Genomic DNA, 17,371 nt, shown 5'->3' on the forward strand with positions numbered 1-17,371 from the left:
CCTGTTATGAAATGGAGCGGAGAGGAATTTTGGAGCTGTAGGAGCGTTAGCGTCCGCCTTTGTCTCCGGATGTTATCTGCTGCAAGCAATATAATCAACAACATCTGGAGACAACAGCGGCCGTAAGCCCAAAATTCCTTGCAGCGACCCTCATAACAGGCGGGATTTAACTCACAGCTCCGGCAACAAGAAATACCCAATAACAATACGATATGGAGGGTTCACTATGAAACTAGTACTTCTATCAGGCGGCTCCGGCAAGCGGCTCTGGCCGTTGTCCAATGATTCACGCTCCAAGCAATTTCTGAAGGTACTGGCAAGCCCGGCAGGTGAACCGGAATCAATGGTACAACGGGTATGGAGACAGCTGGAGGAGAACGGCATGGCCGGGTCCTCGTATCTGGCGACCGGGCGCAGCCAGGTGGAGATGATCCAGAGCCAGCTCGGCAGCGAGGTGCCGATCATTGTAGAGCCGGAGCGGCGGGATACCTTCCCGGCTATTGCGCTGACGGCGGCCTACCTGTATTCCATCGCGGGGGTGTCCCCAAGCGAGACCGTGGCGATTCTGCCGGTGGACCCATACGTGGAATCCTCCTTTTTCGAAACGGTGCTGCAGCTGGAGAACACCATGCTGGTGAGCGGGGCAAACCTGGCGCTGATGGGCGTAGTTCCCGAGCATGCTTCGGAGAAATACGGCTACATTATTCCAACGGGCGCAGATGCGGGAGCGAATGGTTACCTGCAGGTGAGCCACTTCCAGGAGAAGCCGGACCGTGTGCAGGCCGAGGAGCTGATCGGCAAGGGGGCGCTCTGGAACTGCGGAGTGTTCGCCTTCCGTCTGGGTTACCTGCTGGATATCCTGCAGCGCAAAGGGCTGCCGCTCAATTACGAGGAGCTGCAGAAGCAGTATAAGCTGCTGTCCTCGATTAGCTTCGATTACGAAGTGGTGGAGAAAGAAGAGAACATCGTCGTGCAGCCTTATGCCGGATTCTGGAAAGACCTGGGCACCTGGAATACGCTGACCGAGGAAATGACCAGTAACCATGTCGGCAAAGGCTTCATCACCGCTGACTCCGAAGGCACCTGCCTCATTAACGAGCTGGATATTCCAATCACGGTAATCGGGGCGAAGGATCTGATTATCGCCGCCAGCCCGGACGGCATTCTGGTGACGCACAAGGCCGAGAGTCCGCGGATCAAGGAAGTGCTGAAGACTTTTGAACAAAGACCGATGTACGAAGAGCGCCGCTGGGGCCACTACAAGGTAATCGATTATGTGAAATATGACGAAGGCAACGAGGTGCTGACCAAGCGGATTTTCATCAATGAGGGCAAAAATATCAGCTACCAGCTGCATCACAAACGCAGTGAAATCTGGACCTTCGTCAGCGGGGAAGCCAGCATTGTCATCAATGAGAAGATGCATAAGGTGAGGGCGGGAGATGTGGTGCGGATACCGGAAGGGACCAAGCATGCCATTCTTGCTCTTACCGATGTGGAATTCATTGAGGTGCAGACAGGGTCTGAGCTGGTAGAGGAGGACAATATCCGTATTACTCTGGACTGGGAGGATATCGCTCTACATCAGTTCATTTCGTAGGTCTAACTTATCTATTTAACCAATTGTTACAATTTTAAATCAGGCATTTAGAACTATTTTTCAGACAAAATTTGTTTTTACTCTACATTAAATTTGCATATCGACGATACTTACGGTAAGAGGGATTGATCCTTCCAAAACGACAATGGCAAACCTAATCGAAAGATAGGGACGCAAAGCTATAGGGCCTTCGCAAGAGTGGCAGCCTGGCTACCGAAAGGAAGAGAATATTGTGAAAACTTACCGTAAGTCTCGTTTGCTCTGCGCTGTGCTGTCGCTGGCCGTGGTATTGTCTGCTGTACCCGTGGGACTGGGAATCGCCCCGTCCACTGTCAAGGCTGCTTCCTCTACAGGAGCACCAGTGAATCCTAATGCTTCAGCCGAGGCGGTCAAGCTGCTGAACAGTCTCTATGAGATCTCCGGGAACGGAATCATTACAGGGCAGCATGACTATTTCGAAAGTCCGGATGAGCTGAGCAACAAGCTGAAGGGAACAAGCGGACAATACGCCGCACTGCATGGGTATGAGCTTGGAGCAATCGGTGGACAGAGCGAGAGCGGAGTAGCTGCACAACGCAAAAATATCGTCTGGAGTGCAACGAACTGGTCCAGAGCGGGCGGCATTGTCGCCATGACCTTCCACCAGAGTCTGCCGGGCACCAAGTACGAATGGTCCAATGTGCAGAAGCCAATTACTCAGGCGCAATTTAACAAATACGTAACCCCCGGCACGCCAGAGTATAATGCTCTGATCACTGATCTGGATAAAGTAGCTGTCTCTCTGAAAAGTCTGCGGGATGCTAAGGTTCCGATCCTCTGGAGACCGTACCATGAAATGAACGGCGGCTGGTTCTGGTGGGGCAAGAAAGACAACTTCACTGCACTATGGAATATTATGTATGACCGGTTCGTGAACGTTCATCAGTTAAATAATCTGATTTGGGTATGGAACCCGAATGCGCCGAATGCCAACTCTGATCCCTATGCACGGACCTATCCGGGCGCGGACAGAGTGGATGTACTGGCAGCAGATATATATAATAACGACTACTCGAATAAATATCATGACGATCTGACCAGCCTGGCTGGCGGCAAACCGATCGGCATCGGCGAGAACGGCGAAATGCCGAACATCTCGAAGCTGAAGCTAACTCAGCAGAATTACGTGTTCATGATGAACTGGGGCAAGATGCTCTATGAGAATAACAGCACGGCGACAATCAAGAATTTCATGAATGACAGCTACACACTGACCCGTGACCAATATAAGGCCTGGTCTGCTCCGGCGGCGGCTCCTAAGCCAACGGTAACGCCAACGCCTACCGCAACGCCGACTGCAACACCGACACCAACGCCGACTGTAACACCAACGCCGACTGCAACACCGACACCAACGCCGACTGCAACACCAACCGTTGCGCCGATTCCGAAGCCGGTCCCAACCTCCGGTGATACGGACAGTAAGCCTGCCCAGAATGGCTTGCTTGGAGAATACTTCAAGAACATGACGCTCTCGGGGACACCGGTTATGGTGCGTAACGATGATGTCATCAGCTTCAATTGGCGCCAGGGTACTCCTAATGCTGCACTCGGTGTAGACTACTTCTCGATCCGCTGGACCGGCCAGATTAAGCCCGCTTACAGCGAGACCTATCAGTTCTATACTACATCGGATGATGGTATCCGCCTGTGGGTGAACGGCACAGCAGTCATCGACAGCTGGGTCAAGCAGAGCGGAACTGCCCGCACAGGAAGTATAGCCTTGACTGCGGGGCAACTGTACGATATTAAGGTAGAGTATTATGAGAATGCAGGCGATGCGAATGTCCATCTGATGTGGCAGAGCCCCAGCCAGGTGAAGGGAACCGTACCTGCAAGTGCGCTTTTCTCCAGAGCAGGCAACACATCCATACCTGCTCCAGCTGCAACAGCAGTACCGACAACGGTACCAGCAGCGACAGCAGCACCAGCACAGACAGCAACGCCGGCACCAGTAACGACACCAATGCCAACACCAGCACCAACACTGACGCCAGTACCGACACCAACGCCAACACCGGTGCCTACGCCGACAGCGGTTCCCGTTCCTTCTCCTACAGCAACACCGGCGGATCTGCCGGTAGAAGTTCCTGCTGCCAATGGGCTGTACGCGGAATACTTCAATAATATGACTCTATCGGGCGAACCCGCTGTAGTGCGTACCGATGCTGTGCTTGATTTCAACTGGCGCCAAGGCACGCCGGATGCCGCTATCGGCATAGACTTCTTCTCTGTCCGCTGGAGCGGGAAGATGAAGCCGCTCTACACGGAGACTTATCAGATCTACACCACTTCCGATGACGGTATCCGCGTACGGGTGAACGGTGAGCTTGTGATTGACAGCTGGGTGAAGCAGAGCGGCACCGAACGCATGGGCAGCATCAGCCTGAACGCAGGCGAGCTGTATGATATTCAGGTAGAGTATTATGAGAATCAAGGGGATGCAAAAGCGCGGCTGATGTGGCAGAGTCCAAGCCAGGCCAAAGGAACCATTCCGGCAAGCGCGTTGTTCCTCCCGTCCGCTTCGTAAGCTCATAAGGTCCGCAGCTGTGTTCAACATTGGCGCTGTTACTGGTTAAGACGTTACAATTATAAATCCTGTAAGCCACTCTTAATGGCCCTGCTTACCAGCAGGGCTACTAAGCTATAGAAAGGCAGACAATCCGGCAGGCGTAACCTCCGGGGCCCTGCCGGAGAGTGTGGCTGGAGAAAGGAGATTACATTGAACACTTACCGTAAGTACAGGCTATATACAACTATTTTTCCTCTAATCCTTATCCTTTCATTGCTTCCATGGGGGGAAGGGCGCAGTCTGCCCGCAGCCGCCAAGGTTACAGCACCTGCCGCCCCCGCTCCCATACAGCCCATTAATCCTTCGGCCTCCAAGGAGGCTTCCGCACTGTTAAGCTATCTCAGTAATCTCAGCGGCAAGGGGATGATATCCGGCCAGCATGATTACCTGGAGAGCCCCGATGAATTTAATAATAAGCTCCGCACCACAACCGGCCGCTATGCCGTTCTGCATGGCTATGAGCTGGGAGCCATAGGCAACCAGTCCAAGGAGACCATTGCCAAGCAGCGTCAGGCTGTCGTGGACAGCGCCATCCGTTGGCATGAGGGCGGCGGTATTGTCGCCATGACCTTCCATCAGAATCTGCCGGGAACCGCGCCGGTATGGACCAATGTGCAGAAGCCGCTGAGCCAGAGTCAATTCAAGCTGTATGTCACTCCCGGAACGCCGCAGTACAAAGCCCTGGTCGCTGAGCTGGATGAAGTGGCCAAGTATCTGGGCGAGCTGCGCGATGCCGGAGTTCCGGTGTTATGGCGGCCCTATCATGAGATGAACGGCGGCTGGTTCTGGTGGGGGCAGAAGGATGACTTCGCGAAGCTCTGGGACCTGGTCTATGACCGCATGGTGAATACGCATAAGCTGAATAATCTGCTGTGGGTATGGAATCCGAATGCTCCCAACAAGTCGTCTGAGCCGTACGCCGCCTATTTTCCCGGCATCGCCAAGGTGGATATTCTGGCCGCCGACATTTATGACAATGATTTCAAGCAGTCTTATTATGACAGCCTCCTGAAGCTGGCGGGCGGCAAACCGATCGGAATCGGGGAGAGCGGAGAGCTTCCAGACCCTGTCATCATGTCTCAAAAACAAAGCAAATGGGTATATACGATGACATGGGGCAAGATGCTGGTTGAGAATAACCCGACCGTGAAAATTCAAAGCTTCATGAACCATAAATACACGGTATCACGGGAGGATTACAAGCTCGCGGCGGGTGCCAAAACGCATGCGGCGGCTGTAAGCTCAAGGAACGGCCTGAGAGGCCAGTATTATGGCAATATGGACCTGTCCGGCACACCGCTGCATACCCGTAACGACAGCACCCTTCAATTCAACTGGCATGGCAATTCACCAGCTCCAGGCCTTCCCAAGGATGCATTCTCGGTACGCTGGACCGGGACCCTTAAGCCTCTCTACAGTGAAAAGTATACGTTCACCGCTTCTTCGGATGACGGCATCCGCGTATGGATCGGCGGCAAGCTCCTGATCGACAGCTGGAAGAACCAGAGCAGTGCGAGCAAGGAGGGCAGCATCACGCTCTCTGCGGGTACCCCCTACGCCATCAAGGTGGAGTATTACGAGAACCGCGGGGATGCCAGCGTCAGTCTGATGTGGAGGAGCCAGAGCCAGAAGCAGATGATTATTCCCCAGAGCGCGCTGACGCTTCCTTAAGGAAGCTCCGCGGAAGACGAAGTGTGACGTAAACCAGGTACAGCATAGAATTCCGGAAGAAAGCGAGGACAAGGGAATGAGGACTAGAGTTCAAAAGAAACCCAGTAAATATCTCCACAGGCTACTAAAATTTGCAGCACTGATCATCTTGATTCTGTTGTCCGTCTCTGTCTTCGGAGATTACGGGACGAAGGACGGTGAAGATGATGTGGATCTGTCTTCATTGTCGGCGGCCAAGGATGCCGGTCCTGAGATGCCGGAAGGAACTGTTCTATGGAAGCTTGGCAAGCATGACGGCTCTGCCGGTGAGTTCAAGGCGGCAGGGTCAAGCGGGGTGAAGAAGACACTCAGCATAGCTTCAACCACTGCCAGGTCGGCAGAGCTGAAGTCACTGCCCTCCGGCCTGCACGGGGAGACCAACCCGGAGCTGCGGATTCAGTATGAGCTGGATAAGATCCCGGAGCACGGGGTCTTATTTCGCGTGAGCATTATCGATGCTTACAAATCCGTTCCCCAGATGAGCGTGTTCTCCAACCGTCAGCTCTCAGGCATCATTCAGATCGCCGGGATTGCCGGAACAGGCAGCAAATACGACTTCCGCAAAACCTATGAGCTGTACATTCCCAAAGAGCAGCTCATCAGCGGCACCAACGAGCTGACGCTGCGGACGGCCAGAGGAATCTATTCCTCAGAGGCTGAGGATAAGTACAACTGGTGGACATGGGATAATCTCAGTCTGGAGGCGCTGAAGTCTCCGATTAAGGAGCCGATTCACGGCAGCTATACGCTGACGGGGACGGTGGTGAATAACAAGCAGTTTTATTTTGACGAGGGGGCGGTTACCCATCTGCCCTATATTATGAAGTGGCTGGGTGTAGCCTATAGCGGCAATATCATGCGGACCAGCTGTGCCAGCGATGTAGGCCGCTCGTGTGAGAATATGGAGGAGTACTACAAGGTCCTGAAGGATTACAATATGCAGGCCGTAGCGCTCTATCTGTACACAGGCGATATCAAGCTGAAGGCGGACGGAACGCTGCCAGAGGATGCGGAGAAGAAGCTGACGGATTATTTCCAGAAGTACAGCCCGTACTTCCAGTATTACGAGGTGGATAACGAACCGGGCCTGTTCAACCGTTCCAAAGCGGTCAATCTGGCCATAGCCGAGTGGCTGAACAGCAAGGGTAAGACGATCGCCCCGCATCTGCAGACGGTTGCACCCGGATGGGCCTACTGGCCGGGCTACAGCGAAGACTCGTGCGGCAACCAGAAGGGTCCGGTGAAGCAGTGCGGAGACCCGGACGGCTGGGAACGCGATCCGAAGCAGCGCGATGAGCTTGAAGCGGTAACGGATCTGACGAATGGCCATTCTTATGGGGATTCCTATATTTTCGGACAGGGCGGGAGCTTCACGGAGAACCTGAAGACCTTCGGGGGCTCGGTAGACGGCCTTAGCAAAAAAATGCTCGCCACCGAGTTCGGCACCTCGGACTCCCATGTGGACGCGTATCAATATGGGGCCAAGGAGCGGACCTCAGCGGTGTTCGACCGGATTATGCGGGCACATATCGGCTATGCCGAGATGTTCGTGCAGCATGCCGCCTTCTTCAAGAATTTCAGCCTGTTCAAATACGGCTTCAATCTGGAGGATCATGATCCGGCGGCTACAGAGATCTACTACACCAAGGAAGGGGAAGAATCCCGCGTCAGTATCATGCGCAGGCTGGATCTGGCTTATGCTACACACGGCACTCCGCTGACCTACCAGATCAGCAATAAGGAGGAGCTGAAGGATAAGCTGGTCTACGTAAGAGCAGTGGACACCTCCACGCTTGAGCCGCTGGCGGGCAGCAAGGCGACCTCCAACAAGGTGCTGGTGAACTTCGTCAATTTCGAGAAGACGGAGCAGACCGTTAAGGTCAAGGTCACTATGCCGAAGAAAACGGAGTACGAAGGAGAACGGTTCGGCAAGGGCGATACTTATGAGGAGGCCCGCAGCTATGTAACCGGCAGGGCTGCTTCGCCGGAGCTGGAATTCACGGAGACGCTGGCTCCGGGAGAAGGCGTGCAGTACATTCTGGAGCCTTCCTCTGAGGTGGCGGATATGGCGCCTCAGGGCCTGAAGGCGACTGCTGTCAAAGGATTATCGATGCATCTGAACTGGCTGGAAGCCCCCGGAGCAAGCTATGAAGTGCTCCGGGCGGACGGCCCGGACGAGAAGCTGAAGGTCATCGCTACAGCAGTGAAGGGAACCGAGTACAACGACAGCAAGCTGAAGGAAGGCACACTTTATACTTATGCTGTAAGAGTGTCCGGCTCTGGTGTGATGTCAGAGAAGACACAGATTACAGCAACCGGACTTGTCCCGCTGGACCGGGCAGGCTGGAAGGTGACGTCCAGTGTGAGTAAGGAGGCTTCCAATCCGGCAGGTGCCATTGACGGAGACCGGCGGACCCGCTGGGATACGGTCAAGCATCAGGCTTCGGGGGAGTACTTCCAGATTGATCTGGGCGCAGAACATACGGTAGAAGCTATAGATATGGATTACCCTTTATCGCCATATGACTATCCGCGCGGCTACACTGTCCACGTATCGGAGGATGCCAAGAGCTGGAGACAGGTCGCAGTGGGCAAAGGCCAGCTGGAGAAGACCAAGATTACGTTTGCCCCGGTCAAGACCCGGCATATCAAGATTACCCAGACAGGCTCCGGCGGCAACTACTGGTCCATTCAGGAGCTGCAGGTGTATTCAAGAGAATGAAGGACGGCATAATAACCTCCGTGGAATTCAGCCCACCGGGGTTTTTTTCTGTCTCAGAATCATACACATACTATAAAATACATGGGGCTAAGGCGGATACCCGGCTCCGGGGAAGGTGTGAACCGGTTCATGACTCATCTTGCAGATCAAATCATCCTGCTGCTGGCGGCTTTGCTGCTGATCGCCGTGCTCTCCACCAAATTCTCCACCCGTTTTGGCATGCCTGCTCTGGTCCTGTTTATTGCAGCCGGCATGGTACTCAGCCATTTCATTTATTTCAACAATGCTTCGCTCACGCAGATTGCCGGCATTTTTGCCCTGGTGGTGATTCTGTTTGAGGGCGGGATGCAGACGAGCATGAAGGATATTCGCCCGATTCTGAAGCCGGCGTTGTCGCTGGCTACTCTCGGAGTGCTGCTGACTGCGGTGATCGTCGGTGTTTTTGCCAAATTTATACTTGGAGTGCCCTGGGCGGAGAGCTTCCTGTTCGGGGCCATTGTCGGCTCCACAGATGCAGCGGCGGTATTCTCCGTGCTGGGCGGCAAAAATATCGACAAACGGCTAACCTCGACGCTTGAAGCCGAATCCGGCAGCAATGATCCGATGGCTGTATTCCTTACTGTGTCACTGATTGAATGGGTGCAGCACCCGGATACCGCAGTCTTGCGTCTGGTGCTGTCGTTCTTCTGGGAGATGGGGGTAGGGCTGCTGGTCGGGATCATCATCGGCAAGCTGGCGGTGTACCTGATTAACCGGATTAATCTGGACTCCACCGGATTGTATCCAGTCATGGCGGTCGGCTTCGCAGTTCTGACTTACGGGGTTTCGGCTATGGTACACAGCAGCGGATTGCTAGCTGTCTATGTCATGGGGCTGGTGCTGGGGAATTCCGAGCTGATGTACCACCGCACCATTATGAATTTCAGTCATGGCTTTGCCTGGATGATGCAGATTGCCATGTTCATTCTGCTCGGGATGCTGGTTTTCCCGCAGGAGCTGGCGGCTGTGGCCTGGCAGGGGCTGCTGCTGTCCGTGATTCTGATGGCCCTAGCTAGGCCGCTCGGCGTATTCCTCAGCCTGCTATTGTCCCGGTTCTCCTTCCGTGAAAAGACACTGATCTCCTGGGCCGGGCTCCGGGGAGCCGTCCCGATTGTCCTGGCGACCTACCCGCTGCTCGCGGGGCTGCCGCATGGCAGGCTGTTCTTCAATGTCGTATTCTTCGTTGTTCTGACCTCGGCAGTGATTCAGGGAACAACCATTTCACCCCTGGCCTCGCGGCTGAGGCTGGTGGGCCGGGAGCATGCGTCCCAGCCATCCTTGATGGAGCTTGTCGCGCTAGGGAAGACTGATTCCGAATTCAATCATATCGGAATCGACCGGCAGATGGCGATATCCGGCATGCAGATAGCAGAGATCGGTCTGCCGGACGATATTCTGTTCACGGCCATTATACGGAACAAGACCATCGTGACGCCGCATGGCAGCACGGTGATTGAGCCCGGAGATACGGTATATGTGCTTAGCCCCAAGAGTAAGCGGGAGGAGATGCGTGCCATCTTCCGCAGCGGACTGGGACGGGCGGCAGAGACGGATATCCCTACGGTATAAGGGACATCCTACGGGAGGATGTAAGCTTCTCTTCCGGTTCGGGTGATTTATGTCAATCCATATGCTTTTGCAGAATTGTGATTCAAATTATAGGATAGCCTCCCGGAGGAGTGCTAGAATGTGCAGTACATCAAGGATGCGGGACATTAGATTGCAATACAGTAAAAAGTGTGTTAAATTGTATATAGATTTAGAACGAGTCTAAATACAATGTATTGTAGAATACACATTCCGGGAGGTTATTTAAATGAGTACACAAGTTAACAGCCACACTGCATTGCATGCTGTTCTGAACCGTCAGACCGCGAACTGGACGTTGCTGGGAGTGAAGCTGCATCACTACCACTGGTATGTCAGCGGAACCCAATTCTTCACCCTGCATGCGAAATTCGAAGAGCTGTACAATGAAGCTGCGGGTTATGTGGATGAGCTGGCTGAGCGGCTGCTTGCCATCGGCGGACGTCCTGCTTCTACGATGGCAGAGTACCTGAAGCTCTCCAGCTTGAAGGAAGCTGCCGGCGGTGAGAGCGCCAAGGAAATGGTGGCACAGCTGGTTCAAGACTTCGCTGCCGTAGCTGAAGAGCTGAAGCAGGGCATTACTAGCGCAGAGGAGGCCAGCGACCAGCCTACCGCCGATCTGCTGATTGGCATCCGGACAAGTGTAGAGAAGACAGCCTGGATGCTGAACGCTTACCTTGCGTAATTCCGGCATAGGACATATAGAAGAGCGCCCGCGTTATACCTGCGGGCGCTCTTTACTTACTTAATAAATACACCGCCGAAGGGCAGGGCTTCCCGCAGGAAGCGTTTGATAATACCGTCTTCATTATTGTCGCGCTCGAAGCGTCTGCTCTGGCGTCCGGCCTGGAACAGCACAGGCCCGTGGCCGGTCATCTTCCAGTGATAGCTCATATGCTGGCTGGCGAGATGGTTGCCGTACACCGTCAGCTCAAGCTTGGCATTCTCGGGATAAGCGATAATACTGCCGGCATCGACATAGAGCGGATCGAAGGGATGCAGCTCGGCTTCGCAGACCGTGCCCTCCGTCAGAATGCCGATGCTGCCGCGGCCGGAGAATTTGACCTTGACGATATCCCGGGTAATCAGCATATTCTTCATGCTCAGCACTCTCGTCTGCATCGTGACGCCCTTGCTGTAGAAGAAGAGGTGCCTGAAGTCGTAGAGCAGATCGCTTTTGCTGTCGAGCTGGATGGTCTTGACCCGGTAGCCGGGCGGCAGCGCGGCTGTGAACCGGCAAGGGCCGGTCAGATCCGCCCGGATCAGCTTGCGCTTGCGGTACATGCCCTTCACATCCATGAACCGGTCGGCCCGTCCCGCCGAAGGGCCCTGGTAAGCAATAATCTGCTGCGGATGCAGCACATGGACCTCCTCGTTCTCCTGAACAGTAAAAGCAACCGCCTGTCCGCTGCCGCTGTCGCCTTCATCCTGAATGTCAATGTTCATTCTTCATCCTCCTTAACGCAGCCGGTCGCTTCTTCTAGAGCGGTACCGCATCGTGAAGCGCAGCACCCGGATCAACAGGAAGTAGCCCAGCAGAAGAGCAATCCCGGAGATGACCGTCACCTTGATCCGGTTGAAGTAGTTCTCTCTCGCCGTGCGGTCATTCTTCAGTTCGTCCACGACCTGGCTGAGCTGGCGGTTCTGCTCCTGCAGGGCAGCATTCTGGGACTGATACGTCTGCATTTGCTGCAGGCTGTCCGTCAGCTGCTCCTTGGCTTCACCGAGATCCTCCTTCGTCTGCTGAAGCTCTTCTGCAGTCTTCTGGTAACTCTCCTGCAGCTTGGTGACTTCTCCGGGAAGCTCCGAGAAGCTCTGTATTCCATTGTATATATCATTCAGATAATTGGCCTTGGCCTGGGGGGCAGGCCAAGTGAGAGTAAGGCCAAGCATAAGCAGGGAAGAACCCAGCAGCCTCAGCATCACTCCTGTTACCCGTCTTTTCATAAGCTGATCACCACCTGTTAGAGCTAATTGTCCTCCTATTTTATCATAGCTGCTTGCTGTTTGAACAACCCGGGCGACTGTAGGCATAATTACCCTTTGTGTCTATGGAGAGAACCAAGAGGTAATACAGCGTTAAGGCAGGGATGGTTTCCATAATATTGAGTGTAACTGCAAATTAACGTATACTGTGAACGGAAAGGGGCTGTATTCAATGAATAGATGGCTCAAAACACTGTTGTTCCTGGCGGGCTCCGCCCTGTTGACCCGGTTTATTCCGTTCTCCTCCTTATTCCGTAATCTGGATACCATGTTCCATGAATTCGGCCACGCGCTGATGACTCTGCTGCTCTCCGGCAATGTGCTGCGCATTGAGCTGTATTCTGATCACAGCGGTGTGACCTATTCGGCGATTGCTGCCGGAGGCAAGGCGATCCTGGTGTCGCTGGCGGGTTATCCTCTGGCTTCACTGTTCGCGTTGCTGCTCTTCTATTTCTATAGTAGAGATAAGCGGGAATGGGGGCTTGTTCTGACCAGCCTGGTCGCGCTGATTATGCTTGTGCTGTATGTACGGGGCGGCTTCGGGATGATCTGGCTGAGCGGCTTCATTCTGCTGAATGCTGCGATGCTGTTCCTCTGGCCGAAGGTCAGCAAGGTGTACTATCTGTTTCTTGCGTTCCTGACCCTGGAGGAGTCTGTGATGGGGACCTTATTCCTGGTCTATGCTTCCGTCGTGACGCCTTCCCGGGCAGGGGACGCGGCGAATCTGGCCAGATTGACCATTTTACCGGCCCCAGTGTGGTCACTCCTGTTCTTCCTCTTCGCATTGCTGTGTGCAACCTGGGCCCTTGGGCTGTTCTTCCGGCATGAGAAGGCGGGCAGACGGGTCCGATTGATGTAATGCGTAAAACTTTGTTCGTCATATTTTGACAAAAGAATAGACTTTCATAAAGAGGCAATCACCTTTTGGGGTAGGTTGGCTCTTTTTTTGTCGATATTATAGGACCGAACATACATTCCATGACAAGGAGTTGTCCGCCAATATTGGTACATTAATAGAAGACCCAAATTAAGAAAGAGGTGGAAATATGCAAGCAAGTATTCAGACGTTGTTTACATGGAGCCAGGAGCGTATTTTGGCAGGCGGTGCCAAGAAAATAGTGCTGCTCGTGGAGTGGAAGGGAGCGCTACAAGGGGAGGATTCCCGCAAGAAGAGCCGCAAGGTGGTAGCCCGGGATATTGAGCTGCGTGTCTGGCTCGAAAGTCATGTCAAGGTAACAGGATGTTACGGCTGTAGTGCAGAAGAAGGAGAGGGGAGGTCACTGCTCCTGAAGCTTGGCAAAATCCATTCCGGGCAGCGCAGGTACATCGCCCTGGAATTCATGATGGCTGGTATGCCTGCAGGCATACATGAAGCCCTCTGGCTGCAATGGCAATACAAGCAGCCTACGGTGGAACGTATCCGCGAGCTGCCGCTCAAGAAGCTGGGAATCGAATATTCCCATCATACCGGCCTGCTGGGGGCAGGCTCCTGCTTCCATGTGGAGAAGCATCTGGTGCTGCTGCAGACAGAGTCGCTAATCGCGGAAGCCCAGGAGGCCCGGATGAAGAACAAGCCTGAGGTACCCGCAGATATTCTTCGCAGGCAGGCCGATCAACTACTCCTGATGGCTGCCCGTTCCGGGGATATGCAGCTGCTCAGAGAAGCGGAAGCGCTGTATAAAAGACTGGAGGCAGAGCATCTGCCGCTCAGCAGGATAGGAATGAGATAATTGCTGGGAAGCTGCGTAGATAGAATAGGAATTACCCATACATAGGGCTCAAATATAGAATCACACCGGGCGGAGCAGATTAAGAAATGCGTAATATCTAAATGTGGTAACATAGTAAAATAGTTCTATTATATTTTCTTATCTCGGTTATTACATCCTTGGTTATAGATATATATAACTAGTTTATTTAAAAATAATGGGTCTATTTTACCATAAGTCAAGGAGAACTGAATATGACAGACCGATTGATCCGGCTGATGCGCATCATTACGCTAGTTCAAGCCAAACCGGGAATTCTGGCCCGTGAGCTGGCGGAACGATGCGGCAACAGCGAGAGAACGATTTATCGGGATATGGATGCGCTCAGTGCCATGCATATCCCCATTACTCATATGGGACATGGCAAGGGGTATGCTTTTATCGGTAATTTCGCGCTGTACCCCTTGGATTGGTCAGAAGAGGAAGAAGAGGCTTTTTCACAGTTGCGCAGTATTATGGCGGAGATCAAACCTTTGCTGCCCCCGGGCTTTGAAGACGCATACGAGAAAGTGATGGCGGCAGGTTATAAGCAAAAGGCAGAAAGGGAAGAAACAATGGAGCGTACGAAAAAGGAAGCCGGACCAAACTGGACGGAAAGTAGCAGATCTCAGGGAGACCAGCCCCTCTTTCTGACCGACATTCTGGATGCCGTAATGAAGCAGAGAAGCATACAGGCTGACTATAGTGAGAATGCCTACGAAGAAAAAGGTATCCGGATTGATCCCTATTGCCTGGTCCCGCTAGAGAATCGTTTTCACCTGATTGGTTTCTGTCACCGCTTCGGGATCATCCGTACCTTTCATATTAACGGCTTCTCCAGTGTCAATCCGCTGGACAGGTGGTTCTCCAAAGACCAGTTCGATCTGCAGTCCTTCATGGAGCAGAAGTGGTCCCTGGAACAGGACAGCCTGCAGGTTGAATTCAGAGTCAAATTCTCGCAGCGGATGATGGAACGGCTGAAGCAGGAGGAGATGTTTGTGAAGCCGAGCAGGGTGGACCGCCAGAACCGCAGCCTGCATTTCAAGGTCGCTGTGGAGCAGGATATCGGCTTCGTTCATTGGATTATGAAATACAAGGAAGAGGCTGAGATTATGGAGCCGCTATATTACCGGGATGTGCTGAAGCAACAACTGGAGAAGTGGCTGTCGCTGTACAAATAACTGCAGGTATATTTTCCTCACACTTTTATGCTCTAATATATTCATATAAAATTCATAGGGTTAGTTATATGTACAAATTTTCCTTGCCTAGATAGGACATCCATAGTAAAGTTATACATTAAATAACAGTAATATGTATTTAAAGTTAATTATATTACTTATTATGTTAGGTATTGGTTAATATATCTAACTTTTTAAATAGTTTTCCTGAGCAGTCATTTGACCTTCGTTCAATTTTTAACAGAAAAGAGGGAGAGACTTGATCCAGCCGATTCTGAGCATTGAAAACCTGCATACCCACTTTTTAACGGACCGCGGTGAGGTTCCGGCAGTGGATGGTGCTCTACGCGATTGTCATCGTCAACATTCCCACCTATGGCCGGCTGGTCCGGGCCAAGGGTTGACCGTCCTCGGCTCCAACCTGATGGGCGACGGCCTGCGGGATGTGCTGGACCCGCGGATGAAGAATTGAATCTGAATAGAAGGTATTAGCAAGGGCTGTCCCAAGCCATATCAATGGCTGCTTGGGGCAGCTCTTTATTTTAACAGAAGGTGGTTTCCTGTGTTAGTTGCAGAATGTACACTTAAAAGCAGCCAAAAGGCATAGTTTCATCTTCTAACTGTATTCTGTACAACTAAAGCTGCCCAATTAGCTGATAAACGGGAGAAGGCTGCCTTTTAAATGTACGAAATACAACTAAACGTGGAAAGGTTTATGAACAGGATATTTTAGTTGTACAAAATACAATTAAGCCAACCCCCTCCTGTCCTCGGGTCAGGGCTAAACCTTAGTTCAAAATTAGCCCAACGTGGTTCCCGAATGGGAGATTCGTTTCTCAGCGTTCTGTGAAACGAAGCCCTATTTTTCCCAAAAATAACTTTGTGAATTTTCGAACAATATCTGAAACGCTTCGTAATGTAGGTTGAAAGGGTGGGCGGAGAACAGATGATGACCGACAAACAGCTCGTTGAAGGATGCAAGTCCGGTCAACAGGAGCATCTTGAGCTTCTCATTGTCAGGTATAGGGATGATTTATACCGGTTCTGCCGCCATCTTACCTTGAACCGGCAGGATGCGGAGGATTTGTTTCAGGAGGTATGGGTACGTGTGCTCCGCAAGCTGGAGAAGTATGATGCGGAGCGTCCCTTTAAGCCTTGGCTGTTCCAGGTGGCCTTCAACATGTACCGTGACCGCTACCGGAAGTGGAAAAGCGTGTATTCCCTTTGGACCTGGTTGTCCTCGGATGCGGAGCTTATACATATTAGAGACCCGGCTCCACTGGCAGAAGAGGATCTGCTGCGGCATGAGGAGCACCGGTTCCTGGAGGAATGCCTGCGGAGTCTGCCCAAACGCTACCTTGCCCCTCTCGTGCTGTATTACTATGAGGAGTTCAGCTATGAGGGCATAGCGGAGGTGCTGGGAGTTCCCCTCGGAACTGTCAAATCCCGATTAAATCATGGCAAGAAGCTGCTGCACAAGCTAATGAAGGAGATGAACTAAATGAAGGAGTCCGGAGACGAAGACCGGCTGCTGACGGAATATTTCAATCTGCCGCTCACGCCATCACCAGAGCTTGTCTCTAATACGATTCGGCGGATACAAGGGCACAGGACCATGGGTGTACTGTCCATTTTAATGGTCCTGCAATGGCTGGTATTCCTGGTGCTGGGATTGTATTTCCTGGCCGGTCCGGCTGCCATGCAATGGAAGATCAGCATGGGACTGCTGTTCATCCTGTCTCCAATGGTCGCCGGAACATTGCTGTTGTACAGTACTATGGGAGGCGGGAGAGGGTCTTATGAAAGCTCACTTAACCGTTGAGAAATTTGTTTTTTGGGCGCTTACAGCAACCATCCTGGTAAGCTGTATTGCGCTGGGGTACGCTATAAGCCCCTATATGGGCGAGTTTATGGAGGAGAATCTGACCTGGCTCATCGTGATAAGCCTGTTGGCCCTGCTGTTCCTGGGGCTGAATGTGCTAATCGCGGTATTCATTTATAAAGATGCCTCGCGGCGGCGGATGAATGCCTGGCTGTGGGTGACTGCGGTCATCTATATCCCTAATTTCATCGGTCTGATTCTGTATCTCCTGGCAAGGAAACAGCATCACATTCACATAGCATCTAATGCAGGCAATGAGGGTATCCGTTGTCCGCACTGCGGCCTTCTAATCTAAACCTGGGAGT

The 17,371-nt window shown here is 52.7% G+C and carries 14 protein-coding genes, 1 pseudogene and 1 riboswitch; of the genes and pseudogenes, 13 read left to right on the forward strand and 2 right to left on the reverse strand.

Translation table 11 applies throughout. The features are described 5' to 3' along the window. The first annotated feature begins 226 nt into the window (after positions 1-226). The 6 genes from NST69_RS03385 to NST69_RS03410 all read left to right on the forward strand — a co-directional run bounded on the left by NST69_RS03385 (position 227) and on the right by NST69_RS03410 (position 10,954). Positions 227-1,600 (forward strand): sugar phosphate nucleotidyltransferase, encoded by a 1,374-nt coding sequence (locus tag NST69_RS03385; protein ID WP_342548486.1) that lies wholly within the window; start codon positions 227-229, stop codon positions 1,598-1,600. Between the two features lie 137 nt (positions 1,601-1,737). After that, positions 1,738-1,818, forward strand: a riboswitch (cyclic di-GMP riboswitch). Positions 1,819-1,832: 14 nt separating this feature from the next. Then, entirely contained in the window at positions 1,833-4,169 is a 2,337-nt protein-coding gene (locus NST69_RS03390; protein WP_342548487.1) for a PA14 domain-containing protein, read from the forward strand. Positions 4,170-4,361: 192 nt separating this feature from the next. After that, on the forward strand, positions 4,362-5,882 hold the full coding sequence (locus tag NST69_RS03395) for a glycosyl hydrolase (RefSeq protein WP_342548488.1): 1,521 nt from the start codon (positions 4,362-4,364) through the stop codon (positions 5,880-5,882). A 208-nt stretch (positions 5,883-6,090) separates the two neighbouring features. Beyond that, entirely contained in the window at positions 6,091-8,643 is a 2,553-nt protein-coding gene (locus NST69_RS03400; protein ID WP_342550067.1) for a discoidin domain-containing protein, read from the forward strand. 129 nt (positions 8,644-8,772) lie between these two features. After that, positions 8,773-10,251: a potassium/proton antiporter gene (locus tag NST69_RS03405; protein ID WP_339312941.1), complete on the forward strand. Its 1,479-nt coding sequence runs from the start codon at positions 8,773-8,775 to the stop codon at positions 10,249-10,251. 247 nt (positions 10,252-10,498) lie between these two features. Beyond that, a complete protein-coding gene (locus tag NST69_RS03410; protein ID WP_342548489.1) occupies positions 10,499-10,954 on the forward strand; it encodes a Dps family protein in 456 nt (151 codons plus the stop codon). 56 nt (positions 10,955-11,010) lie between these two features. Here NST69_RS03410 and NST69_RS03415 read toward each other — a convergent pair whose 3' ends face one another. Both NST69_RS03415 and NST69_RS03420 read right to left on the reverse strand, forming a co-directional pair. After that, on the reverse strand, positions 11,011-11,715 hold the full coding sequence (locus NST69_RS03415; protein ID WP_036723116.1) for an AIM24 family protein: 705 nt from the start codon (positions 11,713-11,715) through the stop codon (positions 11,011-11,013). A gap of 12 nt (positions 11,716-11,727) precedes the next feature. Continuing rightward, positions 11,728-12,216 carry a hypothetical protein gene (locus NST69_RS03420; RefSeq protein ID WP_036723118.1) on the reverse strand — a complete coding sequence of 163 codons (489 nt, stop codon included), beginning with the start codon at positions 12,214-12,216 and terminating at the stop codon, positions 11,728-11,730. A 211-nt stretch (positions 12,217-12,427) separates the two neighbouring features. Between NST69_RS03420 and NST69_RS03425 the strand changes: the two genes are divergently transcribed. From NST69_RS03425 to NST69_RS03455, 7 genes and pseudogenes are all read left to right on the forward strand, one after another. Then, a complete protein-coding gene (locus tag NST69_RS03425) occupies positions 12,428-13,114 on the forward strand; it encodes a M50 family metallopeptidase (RefSeq protein WP_209879442.1) in 687 nt (228 codons plus the stop codon). Positions 13,115-13,301: 187 nt separating this feature from the next. Beyond that, positions 13,302-13,985 (forward strand): hypothetical protein, encoded by a 684-nt coding sequence (locus tag NST69_RS03430; protein ID WP_342548490.1) that lies wholly within the window; start codon positions 13,302-13,304, stop codon positions 13,983-13,985. 233 nt (positions 13,986-14,218) lie between these two features. After that, positions 14,219-15,184 carry a WYL domain-containing protein gene (locus NST69_RS03435; RefSeq protein ID WP_342548491.1) on the forward strand — a complete coding sequence of 322 codons (966 nt, stop codon included), beginning with the start codon at positions 14,219-14,221 and terminating at the stop codon, positions 15,182-15,184. A gap of 400 nt (positions 15,185-15,584) precedes the next feature. Further along, positions 15,585-15,656: pseudogene (locus NST69_RS03440) on the forward strand (oligopeptide transporter permease oppC); the annotation flags it as partial. Positions 15,657-16,130: 474 nt separating this feature from the next. After that, entirely contained in the window at positions 16,131-16,685 is a 555-nt protein-coding gene (locus tag NST69_RS03445) for an RNA polymerase sigma factor (protein WP_342548492.1), read from the forward strand. Next, positions 16,686-17,006 carry a hypothetical protein gene (locus tag NST69_RS03450; protein WP_342548493.1) on the forward strand — a complete coding sequence of 107 codons (321 nt, stop codon included), beginning with the start codon at positions 16,686-16,688 and terminating at the stop codon, positions 17,004-17,006. It abuts the gene before it with no gap. After that, positions 16,984-17,361, forward strand: a complete 378-nt coding sequence (locus tag NST69_RS03455) for a PLDc N-terminal domain-containing protein (protein WP_342548494.1) — start codon at positions 16,984-16,986, stop codon at positions 17,359-17,361. The genes NST69_RS03450 and NST69_RS03455 overlap by 23 nt, the downstream gene beginning before the upstream one ends. Positions 17,362-17,371: the final 10 nt, after the last annotated feature.

The sequence above is a fragment of the Paenibacillus sp. FSL P2-0089 genome, assembly GCF_038595095.1.
In the GTDB taxonomy this organism is placed as follows: domain Bacteria; phylum Bacillota; class Bacilli; order Paenibacillales; family Paenibacillaceae; genus Paenibacillus_AQ; species Paenibacillus_AQ silagei.

Excerpts from the sequence above, each read along its gene's own strand:
- NST69_RS03385 (WP_342548486.1), top strand. The coding sequence starts at position 227 with ATGAAACTAGTACTTCTATCAGGCGGCTCCGGCAAGCGGCTCTGGCCG.
- NST69_RS03405 (WP_339312941.1), top strand. The coding sequence starts at position 8,773 with ATGACTCATCTTGCAGATCAAATCATCCTGCTGCTGGCGGCTTTGCTG.
- NST69_RS03410 (WP_342548489.1), top strand. The coding sequence starts at position 10,499 with ATGAGTACACAAGTTAACAGCCACACTGCATTGCATGCTGTTCTGAAC.
- NST69_RS03415 (WP_036723116.1), bottom strand. The coding sequence starts at position 11,715 with ATGAACATTGACATTCAGGATGAAGGCGACAGCGGCAGCGGACAGGCG.
- NST69_RS03420 (WP_036723118.1), bottom strand. The coding sequence starts at position 12,216 with ATGAAAAGACGGGTAACAGGAGTGATGCTGAGGCTGCTGGGTTCTTCC.
- NST69_RS03425 (WP_209879442.1), top strand. The coding sequence starts at position 12,428 with ATGAATAGATGGCTCAAAACACTGTTGTTCCTGGCGGGCTCCGCCCTG.
- NST69_RS03430 (WP_342548490.1), top strand. The coding sequence starts at position 13,302 with ATGCAAGCAAGTATTCAGACGTTGTTTACATGGAGCCAGGAGCGTATT.
- NST69_RS03435 (WP_342548491.1), top strand. The coding sequence starts at position 14,219 with ATGACAGACCGATTGATCCGGCTGATGCGCATCATTACGCTAGTTCAA.
- NST69_RS03445 (WP_342548492.1), top strand. The coding sequence starts at position 16,131 with ATGATGACCGACAAACAGCTCGTTGAAGGATGCAAGTCCGGTCAACAG.
- NST69_RS03450 (WP_342548493.1), top strand. The coding sequence starts at position 16,686 with ATGAAGGAGTCCGGAGACGAAGACCGGCTGCTGACGGAATATTTCAAT.
- NST69_RS03455 (WP_342548494.1), top strand. The coding sequence starts at position 16,984 with ATGAAAGCTCACTTAACCGTTGAGAAATTTGTTTTTTGGGCGCTTACA.